At 65.6% G+C, this 22,402-nt stretch carries 21 protein-coding genes and 1 pseudogene; 12 read left to right on the forward strand and 10 right to left on the reverse strand.

Features of this window, described 5'->3' with window-relative positions; genetic code table 11:
- The first annotated feature begins 101 nt into the window (after positions 1-101).
- Entirely contained in the window at positions 102-2,072 is a 1,971-nt protein-coding gene (locus FGF80_RS08630) for a hypothetical protein (RefSeq protein ID WP_138653397.1), read from the forward strand.
- A 220-nt stretch (positions 2,073-2,292) separates the two neighbouring features.
- On the opposite strand, the gene FGF80_RS08635 is transcribed toward FGF80_RS08630, so the two are convergent.
- The 3 genes from FGF80_RS08635 to FGF80_RS08645 all read right to left on the reverse strand — a co-directional run bounded on the left by FGF80_RS08635 (position 2,293) and on the right by FGF80_RS08645 (position 4,906).
- A complete protein-coding gene (locus FGF80_RS08635) occupies positions 2,293-3,492 on the reverse strand; it encodes a redox-regulated ATPase YchF (RefSeq protein WP_006185547.1) in 1,200 nt (399 codons plus the stop codon).
- Between the two features lie 143 nt (positions 3,493-3,635).
- On the reverse strand, positions 3,636-4,610 hold the full coding sequence (locus FGF80_RS08640; RefSeq protein WP_138653399.1) for an ArsA family ATPase: 975 nt from the start codon (positions 4,608-4,610) through the stop codon (positions 3,636-3,638).
- A complete protein-coding gene (locus FGF80_RS08645) occupies positions 4,610-4,906 on the reverse strand; it encodes a hypothetical protein (RefSeq protein ID WP_006185544.1) in 297 nt (98 codons plus the stop codon). Before FGF80_RS08645 ends, FGF80_RS08640 begins: the two co-directional genes overlap by 1 nt.
- 73 nt (positions 4,907-4,979) lie before the next feature.
- Between FGF80_RS08645 and FGF80_RS08650 the strand changes: the two genes are divergently transcribed.
- Positions 4,980-6,227, forward strand: coding sequence for a CobW family GTP-binding protein (locus FGF80_RS08650; protein WP_138653401.1), 1,248 nt, complete (start codon positions 4,980-4,982; stop codon positions 6,225-6,227).
- On the opposite strand, the gene FGF80_RS08655 is transcribed toward FGF80_RS08650, so the two are convergent.
- Complete coding sequence (locus tag FGF80_RS08655; protein ID WP_138653403.1) at positions 6,228-6,431, reverse strand: hypothetical protein; 204 nt, start codon at positions 6,429-6,431, stop codon at positions 6,228-6,230.
- 126 nt (positions 6,432-6,557) lie between these two features.
- Complete coding sequence (locus FGF80_RS08660; protein WP_138653405.1) at positions 6,558-6,752, reverse strand: hypothetical protein; 195 nt, start codon at positions 6,750-6,752, stop codon at positions 6,558-6,560.
- Between the two features lie 124 nt (positions 6,753-6,876).
- Between FGF80_RS08660 and FGF80_RS08665 the strand changes: the two genes are divergently transcribed.
- Positions 6,877-7,113, forward strand: a complete 237-nt coding sequence (locus FGF80_RS08665; protein ID WP_138653407.1) for a hypothetical protein — start codon at positions 6,877-6,879, stop codon at positions 7,111-7,113.
- 27 nt (positions 7,114-7,140) lie between these two features.
- On the opposite strand, the gene FGF80_RS08670 is transcribed toward FGF80_RS08665, so the two are convergent.
- The gene (locus FGF80_RS08670; RefSeq protein ID WP_175417060.1) at positions 7,141-7,338 is read right to left on the reverse strand and encodes a hypothetical protein; all 198 of its coding nucleotides are present in this window, start codon (positions 7,336-7,338) and stop codon (positions 7,141-7,143) included.
- A gap of 251 nt (positions 7,339-7,589) precedes the next feature.
- Between FGF80_RS08670 and FGF80_RS08675 the strand changes: the two genes are divergently transcribed.
- On the forward strand, positions 7,590-8,198 hold the full coding sequence (locus tag FGF80_RS08675) for a hypothetical protein (protein ID WP_138653409.1): 609 nt from the start codon (positions 7,590-7,592) through the stop codon (positions 8,196-8,198).
- Positions 8,199-8,276: 78 nt separating this feature from the next.
- Here the strand turns inward: FGF80_RS08675 and FGF80_RS08680 are convergent, their stop codons facing one another.
- The gene (locus FGF80_RS08680; RefSeq protein WP_138653411.1) at positions 8,277-10,127 is read right to left on the reverse strand and encodes a carbon starvation CstA family protein; all 1,851 of its coding nucleotides are present in this window, start codon (positions 10,125-10,127) and stop codon (positions 8,277-8,279) included.
- A gap of 258 nt (positions 10,128-10,385) precedes the next feature.
- A complete protein-coding gene (locus FGF80_RS08685; RefSeq protein WP_138653413.1) occupies positions 10,386-11,450 on the reverse strand; it encodes a pyridoxal-phosphate-dependent aminotransferase family protein in 1,065 nt (354 codons plus the stop codon).
- Positions 11,451-11,584: 134 nt separating this feature from the next.
- On the opposite strand from FGF80_RS08685, the pseudogene FGF80_RS08690 reads away from it, so the two are divergent.
- From FGF80_RS08690 to FGF80_RS08715, 6 genes and pseudogenes are all read left to right on the forward strand, one after another.
- A pseudogene (locus tag FGF80_RS08690) lies at positions 11,585-11,766 on the forward strand (IS6 family transposase); the annotation flags it as partial.
- Positions 11,767-12,195: 429 nt separating this feature from the next.
- Entirely contained in the window at positions 12,196-13,728 is a 1,533-nt protein-coding gene (locus FGF80_RS08695) for a carboxypeptidase M32 (protein WP_006183873.1), read from the forward strand.
- A 167-nt stretch (positions 13,729-13,895) separates the two neighbouring features.
- Positions 13,896-14,369, forward strand: coding sequence for a hypothetical protein (locus FGF80_RS08700; protein WP_006183872.1), 474 nt, complete (start codon positions 13,896-13,898; stop codon positions 14,367-14,369).
- Positions 14,370-14,493: 124 nt separating this feature from the next.
- Positions 14,494-15,468 (forward strand): M48 family metallopeptidase, encoded by a 975-nt coding sequence (locus FGF80_RS08705; protein WP_138653415.1) that lies wholly within the window; start codon positions 14,494-14,496, stop codon positions 15,466-15,468.
- Between the two features lie 60 nt (positions 15,469-15,528).
- A complete protein-coding gene (gene truA, locus FGF80_RS08710) occupies positions 15,529-16,386 on the forward strand; it encodes a tRNA pseudouridine(38-40) synthase TruA (RefSeq protein WP_138653417.1) in 858 nt (285 codons plus the stop codon).
- Between the two features lie 86 nt (positions 16,387-16,472).
- Positions 16,473-16,709, forward strand: a complete 237-nt coding sequence (locus tag FGF80_RS08715) for a hypothetical protein (RefSeq protein ID WP_006183869.1) — start codon at positions 16,473-16,475, stop codon at positions 16,707-16,709.
- Positions 16,710-16,810: 101 nt separating this feature from the next.
- Here the strand turns inward: FGF80_RS08715 and FGF80_RS08720 are convergent, their stop codons facing one another.
- Both FGF80_RS08720 and hpt read right to left on the reverse strand, forming a co-directional pair.
- Complete coding sequence (locus FGF80_RS08720; protein ID WP_138653419.1) at positions 16,811-18,196, reverse strand: uracil-xanthine permease family protein; 1,386 nt, start codon at positions 18,194-18,196, stop codon at positions 16,811-16,813.
- 196 nt (positions 18,197-18,392) lie between these two features.
- A complete protein-coding gene (hpt, locus tag FGF80_RS08725) occupies positions 18,393-18,938 on the reverse strand; it encodes a hypoxanthine/guanine phosphoribosyltransferase (RefSeq protein WP_006183867.1) in 546 nt (181 codons plus the stop codon).
- 156 nt (positions 18,939-19,094) lie between these two features.
- Here hpt and pepF point away from each other — a divergent pair, with 156 nt between their 5' ends.
- Both pepF and pan2 read left to right on the forward strand, forming a co-directional pair.
- A complete protein-coding gene (gene pepF / locus FGF80_RS08730; RefSeq protein ID WP_138653421.1) occupies positions 19,095-20,897 on the forward strand; it encodes an oligoendopeptidase F in 1,803 nt (600 codons plus the stop codon).
- 155 nt (positions 20,898-21,052) lie between these two features.
- Positions 21,053-22,285 carry a proteasome-activating nucleotidase Pan2 gene (gene pan2, locus FGF80_RS08735; RefSeq protein ID WP_138653423.1) on the forward strand — a complete coding sequence of 411 codons (1,233 nt, stop codon included), beginning with the start codon at positions 21,053-21,055 and terminating at the stop codon, positions 22,283-22,285.
- The last annotated feature ends 117 nt before the right edge of the window (positions 22,286-22,402 follow it).

Raw genomic sequence — 22,402 nt, forward strand, 5'->3', positions numbered from 1 at the left:
AGACACTCTCGTCGCGACGTTCGATTCAGCCGCCGGGAGTAGTTACCGAAACAGAATGTGATGAAAACCTACTTGTGATGTCAGGAAGAAATTCGAGTCGTATGCCACAGTGTCCCCGCCGTACCCTCCTCGGCAGTATCGGCACGACGATGACCGTCGCACTGGCAGGAAATGCCGTCAGTGCGACCGACGGACGGTCCACCAGCGACGCCGGCGAGCCGGCGTTCGACTCCCTCTTCGATTATTTCCCGGCCTCGGCCGGATCGGACTCGATGGCGGTCGTGACGAGGGATCACGAGCAGCAGCGAAAAGCCAACGATCCCTACGGACGCATGTCGACGGGCGGAGGGTTGGGGATCGACCCCGAGTCGATCTCGAAGCACGCCTTCGTCTACACGACCGACGACGATGAATTCTCGATGCCGATCGTCGTCGTCGTCGCCGGCGACTTCGAACTCGAAGACGACGGCGACATTCGCGAGACCGACGGCGGCGTCGAGTACGAGCGCCGCGAAGACGACGAGATGGTCGCCGCCGTCACCGAGACGGTCATCGTCGCCGCCGAAGACGACGAGCGGATCGACGAAGCCTTCGCGGCGAACGCGGGCGAGGCCCAGCGGCTGTTGGACGCCGAACCCCTGCTCGAAGAGGCGCTCGGCCTCTTCGACGGGGAGCATGCCGACTACACGGTCCAGATCGGCGAGGGGTATCAATTCTCCGAGCTCATCGACGACGCCGCTATCGAATACAAGGCCCAATCAACGACCGTACTCGATCCGGATACCCTCGAGATGAACATCGGCATCGCCTTCGAGGACGCCACGGAGGTCACCGACGAACTGGTCGATGCGCTCACGAGCGAGTTGAACTACATGGCACTCACCGGCGAGCCGACGGTCGAACGGGACGGGTCGCTCGTCACCATCACCGCCGAGCGCGATCTCGCCGCCGAACGGGAAGCCAACGACCACGAGAGTCCGGGCAGACTCCGGCCCGAGGAGGACATCGATCTCGAAGACGACGAACTCGAGATCGAGATCGGACGCGGCGATCCGACCCCGGTCGAGGATCTCACGCTCGAGGTGGACGACGAGGAGTACGACCGCGATATCTGGACCAACGGCCACAGCACCCTCGAAAAGGGAGATACGATCGTCATCGATATGGACGACGTCGAGCCGAACCTGTCGATCACCATCACTCACGACCACGCGGCCGGGACCAGCGCGAGCGGAACGTCGATCCTCGATCGGTTCGAGTTCGAGTACGACTACGACGTCGACGCCGGAACGCTCGCCATCGAGTACGCGGACGAGTTCCCGCTCGACGGCGAGCGGGTCTCCATCGCCGTCTACGACGAACGGCCGTGGTATCATTCCAGGGAAGAAGAAATCGAGCCACGAACCACCGCTCAGCCGTGGTCCGGGACGATGCGGTCGGGCGACGGGACGACGCTCCAGGACATCCGCCCGGGTGACTTCGTCCTCGTCTGCTGGGACGGAACGACCCTCCAAGACAGTATCGCACACTTCCATGCCCGGCCCCCGGGGACCGTGGCCTTCGACTACGACTTCGAGCGCAAGACGCTCTCGGCGACGCTCGAACTCGAGGACGAACGCGAGCGCCCGGCCGACGCCTACGAACTGCTGATCGACGACGAGTCGGCCGAGACGCAGTGGTCCGACGAGGTGGACACCGTCTCTTCGGGGGCGACGATCGAAGTCGGCGACGTCGAGGCCGGAGCGGCTGTCACCGTCGTCTGGGGTGACGACGATGTCCGTGTCGGCGGAGCCCATCCGCGACCGCGGATCGAACTCGGGTTCGACGAGGGCCAGGGTGCGATCGAACACGTCGGCGGCGATTCGGTCTCCGCGTCGGAGCTTACGCTTCAGGTCTGGACCGAAGACGACTCTAACGAGATCGACCTCGGCGAGGAAATCGACGGTGAGTTCGAGAAGGGCGATACCGTTTCCGTCGATGCCGACGCCGACGAGATCCGACACGCGACACTCCAGTACGATGCCGACGGTCACGTCCTGTCGGTCGGTCAAGCCGTTCCATCGCGGGAATAACGATTCCGGCGGTCATCCGCGAGCGATCCGCACCGCGTACCGCCGACCGTGCCGCGTCTTCCGTCGCACGTCGCTCGAGCGCAGTGCCCGCCGGGTCGGTCGTCGGCAGGAGGTCGTGACAGCCTCGCTGCCGTCCGTGGTCGCATCGAACGAGGACGCGTGCTGGGCTCGGGCCGGCGACGTGCCGACGGTCCCGCGGGAGCAGCCAACTTGCGGTCGCTCAGTTCGTCGTGATGACTTCGATCACGTCCCGCGCCTCGACCTCGTACTCTTTGCCCAGTTGGCGGTTCGTCCGACAGTCGATCGCGTGGAGGAAGCCGTCGCCGATGTCGGAGTGGAGGCTGTAGGCGAAGTCCTCCGCGGTCGAGTTCGGTGGAATCAGGTAACAATCCGGCAGCACCTCGCCCCGTTCGTTCCCCAGTCCGTTCGCGCCGCCTGGGAACACGGGCGTGACGCCGAGCACGTCGAAAAGCGCCGTCTCGAGGGCCGCCTGGACGCCCGTCGCGCCGAACTCCTCGAGGAAGTCCCGAATCCGCTCTAGGCCCTGTTCCTGTTCGCCGGAGACGTCGTCGACGATGTCGAAGTCCGGGTCACCCGGTCGGTAGTCGACGACGCCGGCCTGATCGGCCGACTTCAGGGCCTTCTCGGCGTGGGCGCTGCAGGGAACGATCGTCAGGTGGTCGTAGTCGGGATCGCTGGTGATCTCCGCGAAGTTCGCCTGCGCTTCGGGCGTGTCCATCTTGTTCGCCGCGATGACCATCGGCTTGGTCTCCTTTCGGATCTCACGGGCCAACTCGAGGCGGTCGTCCTCGTCCCACTCGTCGGGGTCGAAGCCGACATCGACGCGTCGAATGAGCCGTTTAATCTCGTCTTCAGTCGTCTTGAACGCGCTCATCTGCTCGGCGAGTTCCGCTTCGATAGCGTCGTCCTCGGTGGTGTAGCCCGTCTCGTATCGGTTGATGCCCTTCTCCAGGACGCCCAGATACCACTGGTCGAGTTCCTCCTCGAGAAATGCGATATCGTCCCGCGGGTCGTGTCCCTCGGTGGGTTCGCCCTCGGCGTCCGTTTCCCCGGAGAAGTCGACGACGTGGACGAGCACGTCGGTTTCGTTGAGATCGGAGAGGAACTGGTTGCCCAGCCCGTTGCCCTCGTGTGCGCCGGGAATCAGCCCGGCCACGTCGACGAGTTTCGTCGGGACGAAGCGGGTCCCGTGGTCGCAGTAGCCAACCGACGGCGTGCATTCCTCGTCGAACTCGGGTGCCGCACAGTCGACGCGGACGTAGGCCTCGCCCACGCTCGGGTCGATCGTCGTGAACGGGTAGGCCCCCTCGGGAACGTCGTTCATCGTCGCTGCATTGAAAAAGGAGGACTTGCCGACGGAGGGTTTGCCGACGAGTCCGATCCGGTAACTCGTACTCATTATCCGTCGGTGGCGCGGCCCGCCTAAACGGGTTTCTGTCCGCAGGCGAAGTGGTATGCGTGGACGTGGCACGTCCGCGTGGCCGACTCGAGCGCGCCGATGCGGTCGTCGGATCGAACTCGAGCCCACGACTGCCGTCCCGATCAGACGTGCGTTGGCTGCTCGGCTGCCGTTTCGATGTCGAGTTCGTCCGCGACATCGGCCAGGAGGTCGCCCGTGATCTCCGCGCTCCGCCAGCCGATCTCGGCGACCAGCGGCGGGTCGAACTCCGAGCGGATGGTCTCGAGACGGGCCGCTTCCGTCTCGACGCGCTCGCGGAGGTAGCGTCCGCCGCGGCCGGTCTCGTCGGGGTCGGGCGACGGCGTGAGTTTGTTGGCGACGAGACCGCGGACCGCGAGGTTCTCCTCCCGAAGGGCGACGATCGCACGTTCGGTCTCGTTCACCGAGAGTTCGTCCGGGGTCAAGACGAGGAAGAACGCGGCGTCGTCGTGCAGCGCCGACCCGGCGAACTCGAAGAACTCCTTGCGGTCCTGCAGGCGCGCGAGGACGGGATCGCCCTCCATCACGCGGCGCGGTTCGGCGTTCCCGACGGCGGCCTTCTCGAAGAGGTCGATGCTCGTTCGTCGCTTGTGGATCAGTCGGTCGATCCACCCCTCGAGCAGGTCGGGGAGGCCGAGCAGCCGGAGCGTACTCCCCGTCGGCGAGGTGTCGAAGACGACGCGGTCGTAGGAGTCCGCGTTCCGCATCACGTCGATGAAGCGGTCGAACAGCGCCGATTCGTAGGCCCCGGGGGTCCCGTGTGCCATCTCGAGTTGACGGTTGATCTCGTTGACCATCGACGCCGACACCTGTTCGGAGAGGTCCTGTCGGATCTCGTCCAAGTGGCGGGTTACTTCGTCTTCGGGATCGATCTCCACCGCGTCGAGTCCGCCGATCCCGTCGACCGACCGCGGGGAGTCGTCGAACGGCTGGTCGAACACGTCGGTGACGGAGTGGGCCGGGTCGGTCGAGACGACGAGGGTTCGCTGGCCGTCGCGCGCACAGCGGAGCGCGTACGCACACGAGACGGTCGTCTTGCCGACGCCGCCCTTGCCGCCGAAGAAGACGAACGGGTCCATCAGAAGTGATACTGCTGTCCTTTCCGTTCGAGGTACGTTCCGCGGTCCCACAGCCGCCGCTCCCACGATTCGAACTCGTCCTCGAGGTAGGGGAGCAGTTCCGCGGTGTAGTAGGACACCGGCGACGGGATGCCGAACGCGTCCGGGAAACACGCCAGCACGAACGCGTCCTCGGTGTCTTCCGCTTCCTTCTCGATCTTCTCGTACGCCGGATGCGAGATCAGGCCGTGATAGAGGCCCCGCAGCCACTCGTCGAGTCGCTCCCGAAACGCGTCGATCCGATCGGCCAGCTCCATGGCAGTAACTGTGTATCGAACGATAAAAACCCTCGTGGCTCGCTTTCAAGGCGCTCCGATCACAGTACTCAGTATGCAGACGAACACGGACGGGCCGATCCCGGTGACGATCCTCTCGGGGAGCCTGGGTGCCGGCAAGACGACGCTGCTCAATCACCTGCTCTCGAGCGCCGACCGGACGCTGGCGGTGCTGGTCAACGACATGGGCGAAGTCAACGTCGACGCCGAACTCGTCGCCGAGGGCTCGGAACTCGAGATCGATGACGGCGTCGCGGAACTCTCGAACGGCTGTATCTGCTGTGAACTGCAGGATGACCTCGAGACCGCAGTGGTCGGGCTGGCTCGGGATCGCTCGTTCGACCACCTCGTCGTCGAGTCGTCCGGCATCTCCGAGCCCGCGCCCGTGGCCCGACTGTTCACCACCGAGTCCCGCGTCGCGGCGCGCTATGACGTTGATACGCTCGTGACCGTCCTCGATACGCCCGCGTTCCTCGAAGCCTTCGCGGGTGAGGAACGGCCAGAGCGGCGAGGGAACGAGGGCGACCGGCCGCTCTCGGATCTGCTCGTCGAACAGGTCGAGGTTTCGAACCTCGTCTTGCTCAACAAGGCCGATCTGTGTTCCGACGCCGAACTCGCGGCGGCCGCGAACCTCGTCTCTGCGCTCCAACCCGAGGCCGAGACGATTCCGACGACGTTCTCGGCGATCGATCCCGACCGCCTGCTCGGTGCCGACCTGTTCGGTTCCGGGCGCGTGACCGATCGGCCGGGCTGGCAGCGAGCGCTCGAGGCGGCCGACGATCACGACCGCAACGAGAGCGAGCACGCCGCTCACGACGGCCAACGGGCCGAGACGGGGGAGCGCCACGATCATCACCACCCCGGTGACGTGTACGGCGTCTCGTCGTTCGTCTACCGATCCCGCCGGCCGTTCCATCCGGAACGGTTCGCCTCCGTCCTCCGGACCCTGCCGCGATCGATCGTCCGCTCGAAGGGGGCTGCCTGGCTTGCCGGCACCGAGATGCGACTCTCGATCGCTCAGGCCGGGCCATCGGTCAGGGCCACCGCACAGGGGCCCTGGATCGCGAGCCTGCCCGAGGTCGAACGCGACATGTACCGGTCGAACCGGCCCGACCTCGAGTGGCACGACAAGCACGGCGACCGACGGACGGCACTCGTGGTCATCGGCACCGACTACGACGAGGGAGCGCTCCGGGCGGCGCTCGAGGACGCGCTCGTCACCGACGAGGAGTGGGGGACGGCGTTCGATGGCGGCCCCTTCCCCACGACGCAGGGCGCGGAAACCGTCATTCGGAAGCCCTGATCAGCACGCGCAGTTCCGGCCCGTCGAGCGTTCGAAGCGCATCGCCACGCCACAGTCCGGACAGACCGGCTCGCCCTCGAGATCAATGTCCCTGATCCGGACGGCACAGTCGTCACACCAGTAGGCACCCGCGGAGCCGTCGTCGGGACGGCCGTTCGGCGAAGGCGACGCGAGCGCCGATTTCACCGATTCGATGAGGCCCATGGTTGACGATTCGCCGGGGACAGCAATAATAGTATGCGACTATGTGTCATTGTCCCCCGACCGATGACGCGTGACCGGCGGGTCCCGTCCGTTGCGGGAACGGTCGCCCATAGTCGCAACTGAAAGTCATTGCATACCTGATCGCACGACGGCGACGACGGTGCACACCGCCGCGGAAAGCGCGATCGCGATCTCGAGGGGGAGTCCCAGCGTCTGCTCGTACAGCGGCCCGAACGACAGGAGGAGCATGAACACGAGTCTGACGACCACGACGAACGGCACGGGGTCGATCCGCACGCCGTGACGGTTTCGGAGGTGCATACGGACCCTGCCCTGCCGAACGACACCGTGTGCCGTCACGGTCGTCCGCGTTTCCCGGCCCCGGCGCTGGACGCGCCGGTAGAGACAGCGAACAGTATAAGTGGCGGTATCGACCTCTCCCTGTATGAGCGACGGTGACACTGATCGCGACGGTACCAGGGACGGGTTCGAGGCGGGCGTTTCGTCCTCGCAGGGCGATCCCCGCGTGTTGGTCGCGCTGAATGCCGTGCTGTCGGCGCTGTTCGCGTGGGCGGTCGTCTGGGGACTGTCGTTTCTGGACGTTCTCGAATTCGGGTTCGTCAACGTCGCGACGGCCGCGATACTGTTGTTCGCGATGACGTATTTCGTAACGATGTCGTGATCGCGTCGCCTGCGACCGGCGACGCTCCTACCGTCCGTAAATGAGCCGCCGACCGAGGTCGTCGAGTCGCTCAGTCACGCGTCCGGCCCAGGCACCCGGCGAGATCCGTCGGAGTTCGTCCTCGTCGACCTCGATGGTGGCCTCGCCGAACGGGTCCCGGCCCGCGTCGCCGTCGGCTCTCTCGTCTTCGTCGCCGGACGAGACGATATCGACGACTGTGGACATGGAACACCGGCCGCAGGCTTCGGTTTGCTTCCCACCCATGAGATTCTCTTGCACGATAGTGCGTCTCCGACGGCTAAAACCTATCGGCTGCCGGTGCGCGGCGGCAATCGACGTGGCCTCACCCCGGCTCACCGACGGGTATTTGATACCGCGACGGTAACCGGTGGTATGAGTGGACGCGACATGGGCCACGATCGCACGGAACTGCTGTCGGGCCGTGACCGATCGCAGTCACGCGCCACCGACGCACGATGAGCGACAACGCACGGCCGGCGGAACTGCCGGCGGAGATCCGCGAGGCGGTACCCGACTGGGACGACGAGTATCTCGATCGGGTGTCCGACCGATTGCTGTACAGCTACGACCTCGAGAAGAACCACCGCGCCGGCGGCGAGCAATGGGACCTCTACGGGGAGCTGCGTGTACGCAGCCAGAAACAGTTCTTCCATCCGGCATTGAGTTATGCCGACCACGAGACCGAGGAGTACCTCTTCGCTCGACGCGAGTCCGAGCCGACGGTCGCGGAACTCGAGCGACTCGTCGCCCTCGGTCACGACCTCGCGGACGACCGGGTCGTCGCCGACGAGGAACACTTCGGGACGGATGTGACGTTCGTCCTCGTCGCCGACAGGATACCCGACGACGTTCGCGAGTTCGTTGCCGGGTTCCGCGACCGGACGTTACTGACGTTCGGGTATCACGGCCACTACGAGATCAATCTCGTCGTCGTCGATCCCGAGTCCGAGGAGCACGTCGGCAGCGAGGCCGCCGACGTCGTGGAGGCGTTTACCCTCTGGGAGACCGTGAGCGAGCCCGAGGAGGGACTGCTGTCGCGGTTCGCAAAGCGGTTCTGGCGGTAGGTGACGGTTGGTTCGGGTCACAGAGACCGGTCTCGGTGCCGGTCAGCGGCCGACCGAAAACGCGGCGGTCGGGAGCCGTTAGTCGTCGCCGGGTTCGACAGCCGATGGCTCAGGGCCACGGCGGACGGTCCGGATGTTCTTGTAGCCCAGCCTGACGAGCGCGAGCGCCAACCCGATGAGGACCAGTCCGAGAAGCATCTGTACTCCCGAAGAGATCATGGCACCGACGGTCTCCGCGCCACCCTGAATCAGGTTCAGGTAGAGGTTCTCGTAGAACACCAGGATCGAGAGCCCGAGAACGGTGATCACGACCATGATCGCCATCGGCACACCGGTGGAGACGAGCTGTTTGTTGTCGTCCCAGTTGGCGAGCCAGACGGTCACGGTCAGCAGTGCAAGCGCCGCGAGCAACTGGTTCGCACCGCCGAACAGTTGCCAGAGGACGACCCACTGGCCGGAGACGACCAGCAGATACGCGGGGACGATCTGGACGATCGGGTTCGTGTACCGGCCGCGGACGATCGAGCGGAGATTCATGTTCAGCCCGGTATCGGTCCGTCCTGCGCGCGTGCCGACGATTTCCTCCATCATGTACCGCCCGAGGCGGACGGCCGTGTCAGTCGAGGTCAGGAGGAAGCTACACAGAACCAAGGCCATGAAGACGGCCCCGGCCGTCTCGGGCACGCCGAGGCTCGTCAGGATGACACCGCCGCCGGACGCGAAGTTCGGCAGTGCGGCCCCGATTCCGCCTTCGACATCGGGAGCACCCCACACCGCGAGCGTCGAGAGCGCGACCGCGGCGAGTAGCCCCTCGCCGAGCATCCCGCCGTAGCCGATCAGGCGGGCGTCGGTCTCCTTGTCGAGCTGTTTTGCGGTCGTCCCCGACGAGACCAGCGAGTGGAAGCCGCTGATCGTCCCGCAGGCGATCGTGATGAACAGCAGCGGAAACAGTGGGGCGAGACCGGCCGCCTCGACGCCCCAGAAGCCTTCGAACGCGCCGATCGAGCTGTCGATGGTGAGCGGTTCCGCAGACGTCCCGAGGAACGTCCCGACGAGAATCGCGACGGTCGCCCCGCCGACGCCGCTGTAGAGCAGGAACGACGAGAGGTAATCACGCGGTTGGAGCAATACCCACACCGGCAGCGCGCTCGCAATCGCGGCGTAGACCATGATGATCGGGATCCAGCCTGCGGTGTTGCCGCCACCGACACCGGCGAGCGCCTCCGCTCCCGGTACCCACTCACCGGTACCGCCGAGCAGCACGATTGTCCCCGCCGGATACTCGCCAGCGAACAGTGCCAGCGGGTACTGGAGGCCAACCCAAACGGCGGCGAAGACCCCTGCGACGAACAGGACCGTCCCCGGAATGAACGGCCCATTGAACTGGTACAGGTACACGCCGAACACCAGCGCCAGCGCGATGTAAATAAACGAGGCCGTCACCACCTGTGGGTACGCATTGAACACGATTCCGACGACCAGCGCGAACACCGCCACGACGAGCACGATCGTCAGGAACGCGAACCACAGCAGCATGTTCTTGCCGCTCTCGCCGACGTACTCGCCGATCATGTACCCGATCGACTTCCCCTCGTGGCGAAGGCTCCCCGACAGCGAGACGAAGTCGTGAACGGCACCCATCAGGGGATTGCCGATTGCGATCCATAACAGCGCCGGTACCCACCCCCAGATGGCGCCGGCAGTAATCGGGCCGACGATCGGTGCCCCACCCGCGATACTCGAGTAGTGATGCCCCAATAACACCGGTTTCTTCGATGGAACGTACTCCTGCCCGTCCTCGTACTTGTGTGCCGGTGTTTCGGTGTCCTCGTCCAGTTCGACGAACCGAGTGAGATACCGCGAGTACCCCACGTAACCGACGGTGAAGGTCACCAGTACTGCCGCGATGATCCAGACAACCTGTGTCATGATACGTCTACACAAACCCAGAGAGGCCAGCGACCTTAATTGTTATTTGTTGTGGTTAGTGGTTCGAGCCGTCGCTTTCGATAGTCTGAAGACGTGAATGGCGCGCCGGGGGGACGCGCCAACAGGGAATAACGGACACGAGAACGACTCGAGACGGGTTTTTCTACTCGTCGCCCGGGCCGAAAACGGTGCGGAAGCGAGCGCGGCGGCGGGCGGACCGATCGGCGTACGACTCGAGGGGCAGCGGATTGCCCGGCGCTACAGGACGGCCTCGAGCGCGTCCATCGTCCAGTCGACGCGGTCGCGGCGGGCGTTGTGCCCCATGTGGCCGATCCGGAGCACGTCGTCCTCGAGATCGCCGAGGCCGGTCGCGAGGACGAGGTCGTGCTCCTCGGCCAGCGTTCGTTGGAGAGTCGCCGCTCGACCGGGGACCTCGAGCGCCGTCACGGTCGGCGACGACCGCGCCGCGTCGGGGTAGATCGACAGCCCGAGGCGGTCCGCCCGCTCGCGACACCGGGCCGCAGCCGTCTCGTGACGTTCGAAGACGTTCTCCAGTCCCTCCTCGAGCAGCAGGTCGATCGCGGTGTCGAGGCCGTACAGGTTCGACGACAGGTGCGTGTAGGGGAACCACTCTTCGGCGGCGGCGTCGCGCCACGGCTCGAGGTCGGTGTAGAACCCGTCCGTCTCGAACGACTCGATTTTCCGCCAGGCGCGATCGCTGATCGAGCAGACGGTTAGTCCCGGCGGCGCGCTGAAACACTTCTGTGACGCCCCCAGACAGACGTCGATCCGGTCGGTCGGCACCGGGACGCCGCCGAGCGAGGAGACCGCGTCGACGATACTGATGACGTCGTGCTCCGCGAGGACGTCGAGCACCGGCTCGATGTCGTTCAGGACGCCGGTCGGCGTCTCGCAGTGGACCATCGTCGCCACGTCGAACGAGCCGTCCGCGAGTGCGGCCTCGACGGCCGCGCGATCGAGCGGTTCGCGCCACGGGGCGTCACAGATCACCGCGTCCCCGCCGTACATGTCGACGAAATCGGCGAACCCCTCGCCGTAGCGCCCGTTCGCGATACAGAGCACCCGATCGCCCGGTTCGACCAGCGACGCGACGGCGGCCTCGAGCCCGAGGATCCCCTCGCCGCCGAGGATCACGATCTCGTCGCCGCCGTAGAGCGCCTCGAGGTTGTCCGTGAGGTCGCGATAGAAGTCGAAGAACGCGGGCTCGATGTCGGGGTTGGGTGTCGGTTCGCTCATCCGTTCGCGGACGGCGGCCGGCACTGCCGTCGGACCGGGCGTCATGCGCAGTCGATCGTCGGTCATACGGCTTGTACCGGGCCGTTCGGGCATAAAGCTACTCGAGGGGGAGCGTTGTCCGAACGAGGTCAGGTTGAAACCGAGCGGGCCGCGAGTGAGACGGGGCGTGCGCTTCGGAGTGGGCCGCCGTCGATGGCCACCTCCGTCGATCTGGGTTCCGATTTCGATATGAAAAACATGGAAATCGGAACGTGCTGAACGTATCTTCCGTGAAATAAAACGATGTACCTCTTCATTCTCAGGCCGTTTTAGCTACGCAAAACCGTCAACAGCAGAATCGTGGCTTCAAGCCTTCGCCGTCTGGCCTAATGCTACAAAATAAACACGCCCTATCAAACCGCTCTATTAAATTGGCTCTTATTTCGATCGGCGGTATTTTTCCTTGGACGACATAGGATCAGTTCTAACCATCTGTACGTTCCCTTTCAAGACGACTTTACGATGTACTAGTTTCGGCTGATACGCCGGTGCCGTTGTTTCCCGTCGTGATACTCTCACGGTCATGGGTGATGATCAGGGAGGGCGACCGACGACAACTCGAGCCCCGGCGTAGCTGCCGAGACCATCGCGCAGCAGGCTCACGGAACACGACGGGTGACGCGGGAGATCGGAGGCCCGTGCCGCTTCAGCGAGCCGGCCGCTCGGCGACGTTGTGTCACGGCGAACTGACCGTCTCGATAGCCGACAGTCAATAGGCCTCGAAATGTCCGGTACCAAGACGTTGATAGCGCTTCCGAGTGAACGGACCGCTATGGCGACCGATCAAGCCCGGAGCGATGCGAGCGAGACGGACACCTACGAACAGTTCGAAGCGCGAGTACAGCGCATCTCCAACGTCGGAAACGCCGCCGGCATCCTGCGGTGGGACCAGGAGGTCGTGATGCCCGACGAGGGGACGCCGGCCCGTGCACAGCAGCTCTCGACGCTGTCGTCGCTCAGTCACGAACTCCTGACCGCCGACGAGACCGGCGAGTTGCTTTCGACCCTCGAGTCCGATACCCTCGACGAGGACGCGACCGCCGTCGTCCGCGAAATCCGCCGCCGGTACGACCGCGAGACGAGCGTTCCACAGGACCTCGTCGAGGAGATTTCGGCAACGGCATCGAACGCACATCCGAAGTGGAAGCAGGCCAAGGAGGCCGACGACTTCGACCACTTCGCGCCGACGCTCGAGAAATTAGTCGCCCTCAAGCGCGAGTACGCGAACCACATCGATCCCGACGCCGACCCCTACGCCGTGCTCTTTGCGGACTACGAGCCCTACATCGACCTCGGGACCGCGGAGCGGGTCCTCGAGCGGCTCCGTGAGACGCTCGTCCCGCTGATCGATGCGGTCCAGGACAGCGACGCGGCGCTCGCAACCGACGCGTTCGCGGGCGAGTTCGATGACGACGATCAGGAAGCGCTCGCACGGGACGTGCTGGATTCGCTGGGCTACGACTGGAACCGTGGCCGGATCGATACCGCGCCGCATCCGTTCTCGTCGGGCACGCAGTTCGACGCCCGCGTGACGACCCGATTCGAGCCCGCGGATCTCCTGGGGTCGCTCACCTCGACGATCCACGAGTTCGGCCACGCGAACTACACCCTGGGCCTCCCGGACGAGGGGTACGCCACGCCGCTGGGCGAGGCGCGGGACCTCTCGGTCCACGAATCCCAGTCACGGCTCTGGGAGAACCACGTCGGGCGGTCCCGTCCGTTCTGGGAGCACTTCCTGCCGATCGCCCGCGAGCGCTTCCCCGAACTCGAGGATGTCACGCCCGAAGAGGCCTACGAAGCCGCGAATCAGGTCTACGACGACAATCTCATCCGGGTCGAAGCGGACGAACTCACCTACCACCTCCACATCGTCATTCGGTTCGAGATCGAACGCGATCTGATTCGGGGCGATCTCGAGGTCTCTGAGGTGCCCGAGGTCTGGAACGACAAGTACGAGGAGTACCTCGGCGTGCGCCCGGATACGGACGCGGAGGGCTGCCTACAGGACATCCACTGGTCGCACGGGGACTTCGGCTACTTCCCGACGTACTCGCTGGGCTCGGTGCTCGCGTCCCAGCTGTACGCCGCCGCCGAGGATGACTGCGGCGAGTTCGACGACGACATCCGCGAGGGCGAGTTCGCCGAACTCAACGGCTGGCTCCGGGAGAACATCCACCGGCACGGCAAGCGTTACGTCACGCCCGATCTCATCGAGCAGGCCACCGGCGAGGAGCTGACCGCGGACTACTTCCTCGAGTACGTCGAGTCGAAGTACGGCGACCTCTACGATCTGGACGGCTACTGACCGCGCGAGTCGCGCGGTCGTCGGCGATCGCCGCGGGCGCGAGTCCGCCGATGTCTTCCGCTCCGGCCCGTGTTCGAGCGAGTCCCGTGGCCGCGCTCAGTCCGGACTAAAACGGGGCTGGCATTGCCGGGTGCAGACTCACCCGTTCTCGACCCCCTCCATCGAGTATGCGATTCTCGATTCCGGGCGCGCCGGGCGTCTACTTCGACACCGATGCGGGGTCGACGGCGATCAACGTGGCGCTGACCGCCGCCGGTCGGCGGGCACCGAAACCGCAGGGCTACGCCATTCAGGTCCTGCCCTACCTCTGGTCGTTCGACGTCGACCTTCGGGAGGTCCCGACCGACCATCCGCTCCAGTACCTCCATCCGGAGGGCGCACGGAGCCTCGGGGACCGCGCCTCCCACCGCGGGGTTCGCGAGGTCGGTACCGAACTCGAGTCGGTACTGCGGTTCGTCTGGTCGGTCAACGAGGAACTCGAGACGGCGACGATGCGACTCCGCGGCGCGGACGACGCGACGGCCGACGGCGTCACTATCGAGGTACGGGATGGGCGCATCAACGTCGACGGCTCGCCCCTCGAGACCGACGCGTTCGATATCGACGAGGCCACCACTGACGATTCCGGCGGCGAACACTGATGCTGCGAGTCCGTCGCCGACCCATGGCCGGCCGCCGACAGTGTCGGCGGTAACCTCACGGACCGGTCGACCGCCGACTGGTTGGTTCGATAATCATTTTGCCGGGCGGTCCAAAGCGGTTTCCATGTCAGCCGGACTGACCGCCCTCCGGATACGGATGGTCGCCGCGCTCGTCGGCCTCGGCGTCGTGACAGTCGCGTTTCTCGCGGGCGTATGGGCCGTCTTTTACGGGGTCTGCGTGCTATTCGGCGTCGGCATCGCCGCGCAGGTCGCGTTCGCAGCGACGACCGTGACGCTCGTGACGATCGGCGTCCTCGAGTACAGACAGATCGAGACGATCGAGCGCCTCGCGGACGCACAGCGGGTGGACCGTGAGACGGCACCGATGCTCTCCGAGACGGCGACTCGAGTCGCCGCCCAACTCGGCGTTCCGGAGCCGACGATCGCCGTCTCGGAGCGCGACGCGCCCGAGGCGATGGCTGTGGGCCTTCGCCCGAACGCGGTCCATCTCGTCCTCTCGCTGGGGACGATCGAGGCGCTCGACGACGACGAACTCGAGGCGGTGATCGCACACGAACTCGCCCACGTCGGAAACAGGGACGCGATAGTCATGACCGTCGTGTCGCTTCCCGTGGTACTCGCCGACGGGCTGAGTTCGCGGCTCGACCGGATCGAAAACCCCGGCTATATGGCTCTCGTTACCGTCCCACTGCGGGCGCTGTCGGGTGGCGTCCGGATCGTCGGGCGAACGATCACGGCGCGGTTCTCCAGGGCCAGAGAGCTGGCAGCCGACCGGGCTGCTGCGGAGGCGACCGGCTCACCCGCCGCCCTTGCGAGCGCGCTCCGACGCCTCGACCGGGAGATCGCCGACACCCCGAATCGGGACCTTCGGGAGGCCGGGAGCGTTTCCTCGCTGTCGATCCTGTCGCTCGAGCCGACGGAACCGGAGAAGGTCATGCTCGGGCCCGACGGAGCGACCGAGCCGTCGTACTGGTGGCTTCGGAAACGACTCCACCGTCTCGAGCGGTTCCTCTTCGAGACCCATCCGCCGACCGAGGATCGGATCGACGCGCTCGCGGCCCGCGAGCGACGACGGTGAGCGGCCGTCGGCACGGCGGTCGAGACAGGTATAACACCCTGGGCCCGCTGGGTCGACTCGATGCCACGTCGCGCGTTCCGAATCGCCTACGACGGGACCGATTACCACGGCTTCCAGCGACAGCCCCAACCCGACATTCCCACGGTCGAGAACGCCGTTTTCGACGCCCTCCGTGCGCTCGCGGTCCTCGACCCCGACGCCGACAAACCCGCGGGCTACGCGGCCGCCGGCCGTACCGACGCCGGCGTCTCCGCACTGGCCCAGACGATCGCGCTCGAGGTCCCCGACTGGCTCACACCCCGGGCATTGAACGCCGAACTCCCCGCAGACGTGCGGGCGTGGGCGGCCGCCGACACGCCCGACGAGTTCCACGCGACTCACCACGCGAGCCGCCGGGCGTACACCTATCACCTGTACGCGCCGCCCGCCGACGCTGCGCCGTCCGATTCGGATGCGACCGCTACCGCCGTCGACGACGAGCGGTTCCGCGCCGCTTGCGACGCGCTGTCCGGCACCCACGACATCCACAACCTGACGCCTGACGATCGGAACACGGAGCGCTCGCTGACGATCGCGGCCGAGCGCGACGGCGACTACCTCGTCATCACCGTCAGCGCGGGCGGCTTCGCCCGGGAACTCGTCCGTCGACTCGTCTCGCTCGTCCGGGCGGTCGGTGCCGGCGACTCCCCGCTCGCGAAGCTCGATCGCGTCCTCGAGCCGGAAGCGCTGCCCGGCCACGAGGGGATCGCTCCCGCACCGCCCGAACCGCTCGTCCTGACCGCGGTCGACTACCCCGATCTCGCGTTCGAGATCGACGCGGACGCGGCCGAGAGCGCTCGCGCCGTGTTCGACCGCCGCCGCATCGACCGGCGGACGGGGGCGCGGGTCGCCGGACAGGTGGCCGACGGGATGCGCTGAGCGAGGGAGCGGGTCGACTCGAGCCCGATCCATCGCCCCCGAGCCGCACACGAGCGTTTTTCATCGCCGGGCGCACACGTCGGCGTATGGAACTGTCTCCGGAAGAGTACGGTGCGTACTGGCGTGGGTCGATCCGCATCGCCGCGGGGCTGCTCGTGGCCTTCTTCGGACTGCGTCTCACGTCGCCGCTCCGGACCCATCCCGAGGTCGGGGCGTCCGCCCTCGGTGTCGTCCTGCTCGCGTTGCTCGTGGTCGCCGGCACGTTCGTCGCGACGCTCGGTCTCGCTCGCGTCGTCCGGACGGCGGTCGACGCCGAAACCTGAACGCGCCGACGGGACTCGCTCGCGAACGGACTCGAGGAACAGGGTGTTGTCGGCGCGTCTCGACACCGAGCGGGCCGGAAGAACCGAGCGTGGGACCCGATTCAGTCGTCGCTTGGATCGACGATCGCGGAGTCGCCAGCCGACTCCGAGTCGGCGGGGTGGGTGTCGAACAGCGGGCTCTGCTCGCCGGGAACGAACGTGTTGAGCAGCAGTGCTGACAGCGCCGTTACGATGACCGGCTGGCCGAAGAACGTTTCAGCGGCGGCCGGGAGTCCCGCGAGCGCGTCCGGCGTGGTCGCGATGCCGAGGCCGAGGCCGAGCGAGACGGCGACGATGACCGTGTTCCGGCGATCGAGAGCGGCGTTCGTGACGACCAGACGGAACCCGCTGGCGGCGACCATGCCGGCCATAAGCAGGACCGCACCGCCGAAGACCGCGCTGGGGATCGTCGTGACGGCGGCACCGACTTTCGGACTCAGTCCGAGGAGCGCGAGGAAGACGCCGCCGATGCCGACGACGTGACGGCTCATCACGCCGGTGAAATTGACGATGCCGACGTTCTGGGAGAAGGAGGTGATCGGGAACGCGGCGAAGACGGCACCGATCGAACTCAGCAGGCCGTCGGTGAACAACCCGCCGCGGAACTCCTCGTTCGTCGGGTTGCGTCCCTCGGCGGCCGTAACGCCGGACATGTCGCCGACCGTCTCCATCGCGGAGACGAGAAAGAGGAAGGCGAACGTGACGATCGCGATCGGCTCGAACTCGAAGCCGAACCGGGTGGGGGACGGGAGCGCGATCCACGCGGCGTCGCCGATGGCCGAGAAGTCGACGAGTCCAGCAGCAAGCGCGGCGGCGTAGCCGACGCCGATCGCGACGAGGATCGAAAGCAGTCGCGTGACGCCGCGCGTGAACATATTGAGACCGACGGCGGTCGCGAGGACGAGCGCGGCAAGACCGATGTGATGGAGCGCGCCGAAGTCATCGGCGTTGGCCCCGCCGGCGGCGTAGTCCATGGCGACGGGCACGAGGTAGAGGCCGATGATGACGACGACGAGGCCGGTCACCAGCGGCGGGAAGAAAGGCCTGATTCGTTTGAATTGCCAGCCAATGAGGCCTTCGACGACGAACCCCGTGACGAGGATCGCGCCGAACACCGCTGCCATCCCGAAGTCCGCACCGATCGAGATCGACGCGCCCACGAACGTGAAACTCGAGCCCATAACGATCGGCAGACGCGCGCCGACCGGGCCGACGGTGTACGCCTGGACGATCGTCGCTAGCCCGGAGAACAGGAGGACCATCTGGACGATGTAGGCCGTATCCGTCAGGTCGAGTCCGACTCCGCCCGCGACGACGTACGCCACCGCCGTCGCCGGTACGATCATCACCGCGACGTGTTGCAGGCCGAGCAGAATCGATTTCGGCAACGGCGGTTTGTCGTCCACTCCGTACTCGAGTTGGATGCCTCCGTCCGGTTCGGTCGACATTCTATGGCCGCCAGGTTGCAGAGGGGTGCATAAAAAGATTCGTAAACGCGCTCAATCGGGCGCATAATCCGACCCAAATAGGCATGTATGTGTATAGTTTCGATTCCGGATATACATGTATCTGTGTATCCCTCCGTTGTCGCTGTACACATGCGAGGCGGAGCGTCGTCGGCCGTCGATTCTCGACCGGTGCGTACTAGTGGACCGTCACCTCGCCGTCCTCGACCGTGATATCGATGAGGCTCGTCGCGTCGTACTCGGTGTCGTCGAGCGCCGAGTCGCCGACTTTCCGCATCACGACGACGATGTCGACGATCTCGGCCCCGATACCGTCGATCGCGTCGCAGATCGCCGCCAGCGTGCCGCCGGTCGAAAGCATGTCGTCGACGATCACGACGCGATCCCCTGCCTCGATGTCGTTGATGTACATTTCCGACTCGGAGTACCCCGTCTCCTGGTGGAGCGATACCTCGCCCTCGAGCCCGTAGGGCCGTTTCCGGATGACGACGAGCGGGATGTCCGTCTGGAGCGAGAGCGCGGTCGCGAGGTGAATGCCCATCGCCTCGGGGGCGACGATCTTGTCGACGTCCAAGTCCGCGGTCTGCATGACTTCGGTGACGACCTCCCGCAACAGGGCGGGATCGAGGCGCGGAACGCCGTTGCTGATCGGGTGGACGAGGTACTCGTATCCGTCCTTGTCGATGATCGGTGCGTCGTCTAACGACTCGAGGAGCCGGTCCATGCTGACGATTCGGGAAATCGGAGTGAAAAGCGGTTCGTTCTTCCGGTTCCCGACCTCCCCGAGACGGTCCCCGCGGTCCACGGAGCCCCGCGTCGACTCCGTCCGTTCCTGACACGGTCCGACACGCTTTAGCGCCGCCACTTCGAAGCCGTCTCCATGAGTTCCGTTCCCGAACGCTCGGAGGTCGACGAGGACTATACCTGGGACCTCGAGAGCATCTACGCGACCGACGACGACTGGGAGGACGCCTACGAGACGATCGCCGACCGCGTCGACGACCTCGAAGCCTACGAGGGCCGGGTCACCGACGACGCCGAAACCCTCCTCGAGGTACTCGAACTCCGCGACGAGATCATGCGCGAGGTTTCGACGGTCGCGGCCTACGCCCGCATGCGCCGCGACGAGGACACGACGAACCAGCACTACCAGGCGCTGACGGCACGGTCCCAGTCGCTCGCAGCCGACGCCCAGTCCGCGGCCTCGTTCATCGACCCCGAACTCCAGACGCTGACCCGCGAGCAGTTCGACGCGATGACCGCGGACGAACCCGCCCTCGAGACCTACGACCACTACGTCGACGACGTGCTCCGGATGAAACCGCACACGCGATCGGCCGAGGTCGAGGAGTTGCTCGCCGACCTGAGCGAGGTCACGGGCGCGACCGGAGACGTGTACAACATGCTCTCGAACGCGGACATGACGTTCCCGACGGTCGACACGCCCGCGGGCGACGAAGCGGACGCGGTCGAAATCACCCAGAGTAACTTCACGAACCTCCTCAAACGCCCCGACCGCGAGTTCCGCAAGCGGGTCTACGAGGGCTACTTCGACGAGTGGGAGTCGGTTCGGAACACGGTCGCGGCCAGCTACAAGAACAGCGTCAAAGCCGACGTCAAAACCGCTCGAGCGCGCAACTACGATACCGCACGCGAGGCCGCACTCGACGGTCCGAACGTTCCCGTCGAGGTCTACGACACCCTCGTCGACACCGTCCACGACAACCTCGACAAACTCCATCGCCACGCCCAACTCAAGGAACGGGCGCTGGGCGTCGACGAACTCCAGATGTGGGACCTCTACATGCCGCTGACCGGCGACGAGGGTCCCGATCTCGAGTACGACCAGGCGACCGAGTACGTCGTCGACGCGCTCGCGCCGCTGGGTGAGGCATACCAGACCCAGGTCGCCGAGGGGCTGGAGTCCCGATGGATCGACGTCTACGAGAACGAGGGGAAACAGTCCGGCGCGTACTCCGGCGGCACGTACGATACCCAGCCGTTCATTCTGCTGAACTACCAGCAGGACATCTCCTCGATGTACACGCTGGCCCACGAGCTCGGCCACTCGATGCACTCCGAATTCACGAAGGAGGAACAGCCGTTCATCTACTCGAGCTACGAAATCTTCGTCGCGGAAGTCGCCAGCACGGTCAACGAGGCCCTGCTGACAAACCACCTGCTCGAGACCGTCGACGATCCCGAGTTCCGCAAGCACGTGTTAAACGAGTTCCTAGAGCGTGTGCGCTCGACGCTGTACCGTCAGACCCTCTTCGCGGAGTTCGAACACGAGACACACCGCCTCGAAGAAGACGGCGAACCGCTTACCGCCGACCGATTGGACGACCTCTACCGCGGACTCAAGGCCGACTACTACGCACCCGCCGCGATCGACGACCGGATCGCACGCGAATGGATGCGTATCCCCCACTTCTATCGGGCGTTCTACGTTTACCAGTACGCCACCGGTATCTCGGCCGCCCTCGCTATCGTCGACGACATCCTCGAGAACGGCCGGTCCGCCGCCGAGGACTACCTCGAGTTCCTCCGCCACGGCTCGCGGGAGTACCCGCTCGAGCTCCTGCGGATCGCCGGCGTCGATATGAGTTCCTCGGACCCGATCGATCGTGCGCTCGAGACCTACGGCCAACGCCTCGAGGAGATGGAAGCGCTCATGTCGTAAGTCATCGGCACGGACGCTGCCGCTCGAGCCGTTGCGACGCGTGACGCGGCGTCAGCGGTCGTCTCTCCCGGTAGTCGCGGTTCGATGTGGGGGTCGAAAACCATCCGCGACCCAAAGGCACATTTACCATCGAAATCCTATCGGCGTACATCAGGATGTCTCGAAGCCCGTCTATACCCGACCGACCTCATCGCGATATCGACTCAGATCTCCCCGACGACGAACGGCTCGAGGCGCTCCGCGGGCACTACGAGGATCTGGTCGACGTCAACGACCAGCTCTCCGACCAGCTCGACGACGCCGAGGACCGCCGCGAACGCCTCCGGGAGAAGGTCGACCGCGTCGAGCGGGAAAACGAGACGCTCAAGAGTTCGTCGCTGTACATCGCCACCGTCGAGGACATCCTCCCGGACGAGCAGGTCATCGTCAAACAGCACGGCAACAATCAGGAAGTGCTGACCGACGTCTCCTCCCGGATCGTCGATCGCGTCGAGCCCGGCGACCGCGTCGCGGTCAACGACTCCTTCGCGATCCAGACGGTCTTGGACACCGAGACCGACGCGCGCGCCCAGTCGATGGAGATCACTGAGAAGCCCGAGGTCACCTACGCCGACATCGGCGGGATCGACGAGCAAGTCCGCGAGGTCCGCGAAGCCGTCGAGCAACCCCTGACCGAGCCCGAAATCTTCAACGAGGTCGGCATCGACCCGCCCAGCGGCGTCCTGCTCTATGGCCCGCCGGGCACGGGCAAAACGATGCTCGCCAAGGCCGTCGCCAACGAGACCGACGCCACCTTCATCAAGATGGCCGGCTCGGAGCTGGTCCGCAAGTTCATCGGCGAGGGCTCGCGGCTCGTCCGCGACCTCTTCGAGATGGCCCGCGAGCGCCAGCCCGCCATCATCTTCATCGACGAGATCGACGCCATCGCGACGCGGCGCACCGAGTCCAAGACCTCCGGCGACGCCGAGGTCCAGCGGACCATGATGCAACTGCTCTCCGAGATGGACGGCTTCGAGGCCCGCGGCGAGATCCGCATCATCGCCGCCACCAACCGCTTCGACATGCTCGATCGCGCCATTCTGCGTCCGGGCCGGTTCGACCGCCTGATCGAAGTCCCCGAACCCGACCGCGACGGCCGCGAACAGATCCTCTCGATCCATACCCGCGGCATGAACATCGCCGACGGCGTCGACTTCGCCGCGCTCGCCGACGACACCGACGGCTACTCCGGTGCCGACATGGAAAGCCTCGCTACCGAAGCCGGCATGTTCGCCATCCGCAACGACCGCGATGAGGTCTCCCATCAGGACTTCGCCGACGCCTTAGAGAAGATCGAGGAGGACGACTCGAGCGACGTCGTCTCCTCTGCGGGCTATTTCTATCAGTAATCAACGGCCCGATTTCGACGGCTCCATCGGTGACGGTCGCCACGTACTATTGTGCGTTCGGTTCGGAACCGCTGATTACAGGAGAGGCCGTCCGGATCGGACGGACAGGCTCTTACT

The sequence above is a fragment of the Natrinema pallidum genome, from assembly GCF_005890195.1.
Classification (GTDB): domain Archaea; phylum Halobacteriota; class Halobacteria; order Halobacteriales; family Natrialbaceae; genus Natrinema; species Natrinema pallidum.

Excerpts from the sequence above, each read along its gene's own strand:
- FGF80_RS08630 (WP_138653397.1), top strand. The coding sequence starts at position 102 with ATGCCACAGTGTCCCCGCCGTACCCTCCTCGGCAGTATCGGCACGACG.
- FGF80_RS08635 (WP_006185547.1), bottom strand. The coding sequence starts at position 3,492 with ATGAGTACGAGTTACCGGATCGGACTCGTCGGCAAACCCTCCGTCGGC.
- FGF80_RS08640 (WP_138653399.1), bottom strand. The coding sequence starts at position 4,610 with ATGGACCCGTTCGTCTTCTTCGGCGGCAAGGGCGGCGTCGGCAAGACG.
- FGF80_RS08645 (WP_006185544.1), bottom strand. The coding sequence starts at position 4,906 with ATGGAGCTGGCCGATCGGATCGACGCGTTTCGGGAGCGACTCGACGAG.
- FGF80_RS08650 (WP_138653401.1), top strand. The coding sequence starts at position 4,980 with ATGCAGACGAACACGGACGGGCCGATCCCGGTGACGATCCTCTCGGGG.
- FGF80_RS08655 (WP_138653403.1), bottom strand. The coding sequence starts at position 6,431 with ATGGGCCTCATCGAATCGGTGAAATCGGCGCTCGCGTCGCCTTCGCCG.
- FGF80_RS08660 (WP_138653405.1), bottom strand. The coding sequence starts at position 6,752 with ATGCACCTCCGAAACCGTCACGGCGTGCGGATCGACCCCGTGCCGTTC.
- FGF80_RS08665 (WP_138653407.1), top strand. The coding sequence starts at position 6,877 with ATGAGCGACGGTGACACTGATCGCGACGGTACCAGGGACGGGTTCGAG.
- FGF80_RS08670 (WP_175417060.1), bottom strand. The coding sequence starts at position 7,338 with ATGTCCACAGTCGTCGATATCGTCTCGTCCGGCGACGAAGACGAGAGA.
- FGF80_RS08675 (WP_138653409.1), top strand. The coding sequence starts at position 7,590 with ATGAGCGACAACGCACGGCCGGCGGAACTGCCGGCGGAGATCCGCGAG.
- FGF80_RS08680 (WP_138653411.1), bottom strand. The coding sequence starts at position 10,127 with ATGACACAGGTTGTCTGGATCATCGCGGCAGTACTGGTGACCTTCACC.
- FGF80_RS08685 (WP_138653413.1), bottom strand. The coding sequence starts at position 11,450 with ATGACCGACGATCGACTGCGCATGACGCCCGGTCCGACGGCAGTGCCG.
- FGF80_RS08695 (WP_006183873.1), top strand. The coding sequence starts at position 12,196 with ATGGCGACCGATCAAGCCCGGAGCGATGCGAGCGAGACGGACACCTAC.
- FGF80_RS08700 (WP_006183872.1), top strand. The coding sequence starts at position 13,896 with ATGCGATTCTCGATTCCGGGCGCGCCGGGCGTCTACTTCGACACCGAT.
- FGF80_RS08705 (WP_138653415.1), top strand. The coding sequence starts at position 14,494 with ATGTCAGCCGGACTGACCGCCCTCCGGATACGGATGGTCGCCGCGCTC.
- truA (WP_138653417.1), top strand. The coding sequence starts at position 15,529 with ATGCCACGTCGCGCGTTCCGAATCGCCTACGACGGGACCGATTACCAC.
- FGF80_RS08715 (WP_006183869.1), top strand. The coding sequence starts at position 16,473 with ATGGAACTGTCTCCGGAAGAGTACGGTGCGTACTGGCGTGGGTCGATC.
- FGF80_RS08720 (WP_138653419.1), bottom strand. The coding sequence starts at position 18,196 with ATGTCGACCGAACCGGACGGAGGCATCCAACTCGAGTACGGAGTGGAC.
- hpt (WP_006183867.1), bottom strand. The coding sequence starts at position 18,938 with ATGGACCGGCTCCTCGAGTCGTTAGACGACGCACCGATCATCGACAAG.
- pepF (WP_138653421.1), top strand. The coding sequence starts at position 19,095 with ATGAGTTCCGTTCCCGAACGCTCGGAGGTCGACGAGGACTATACCTGG.
- pan2 (WP_138653423.1), top strand. The coding sequence starts at position 21,053 with ATGTCTCGAAGCCCGTCTATACCCGACCGACCTCATCGCGATATCGAC.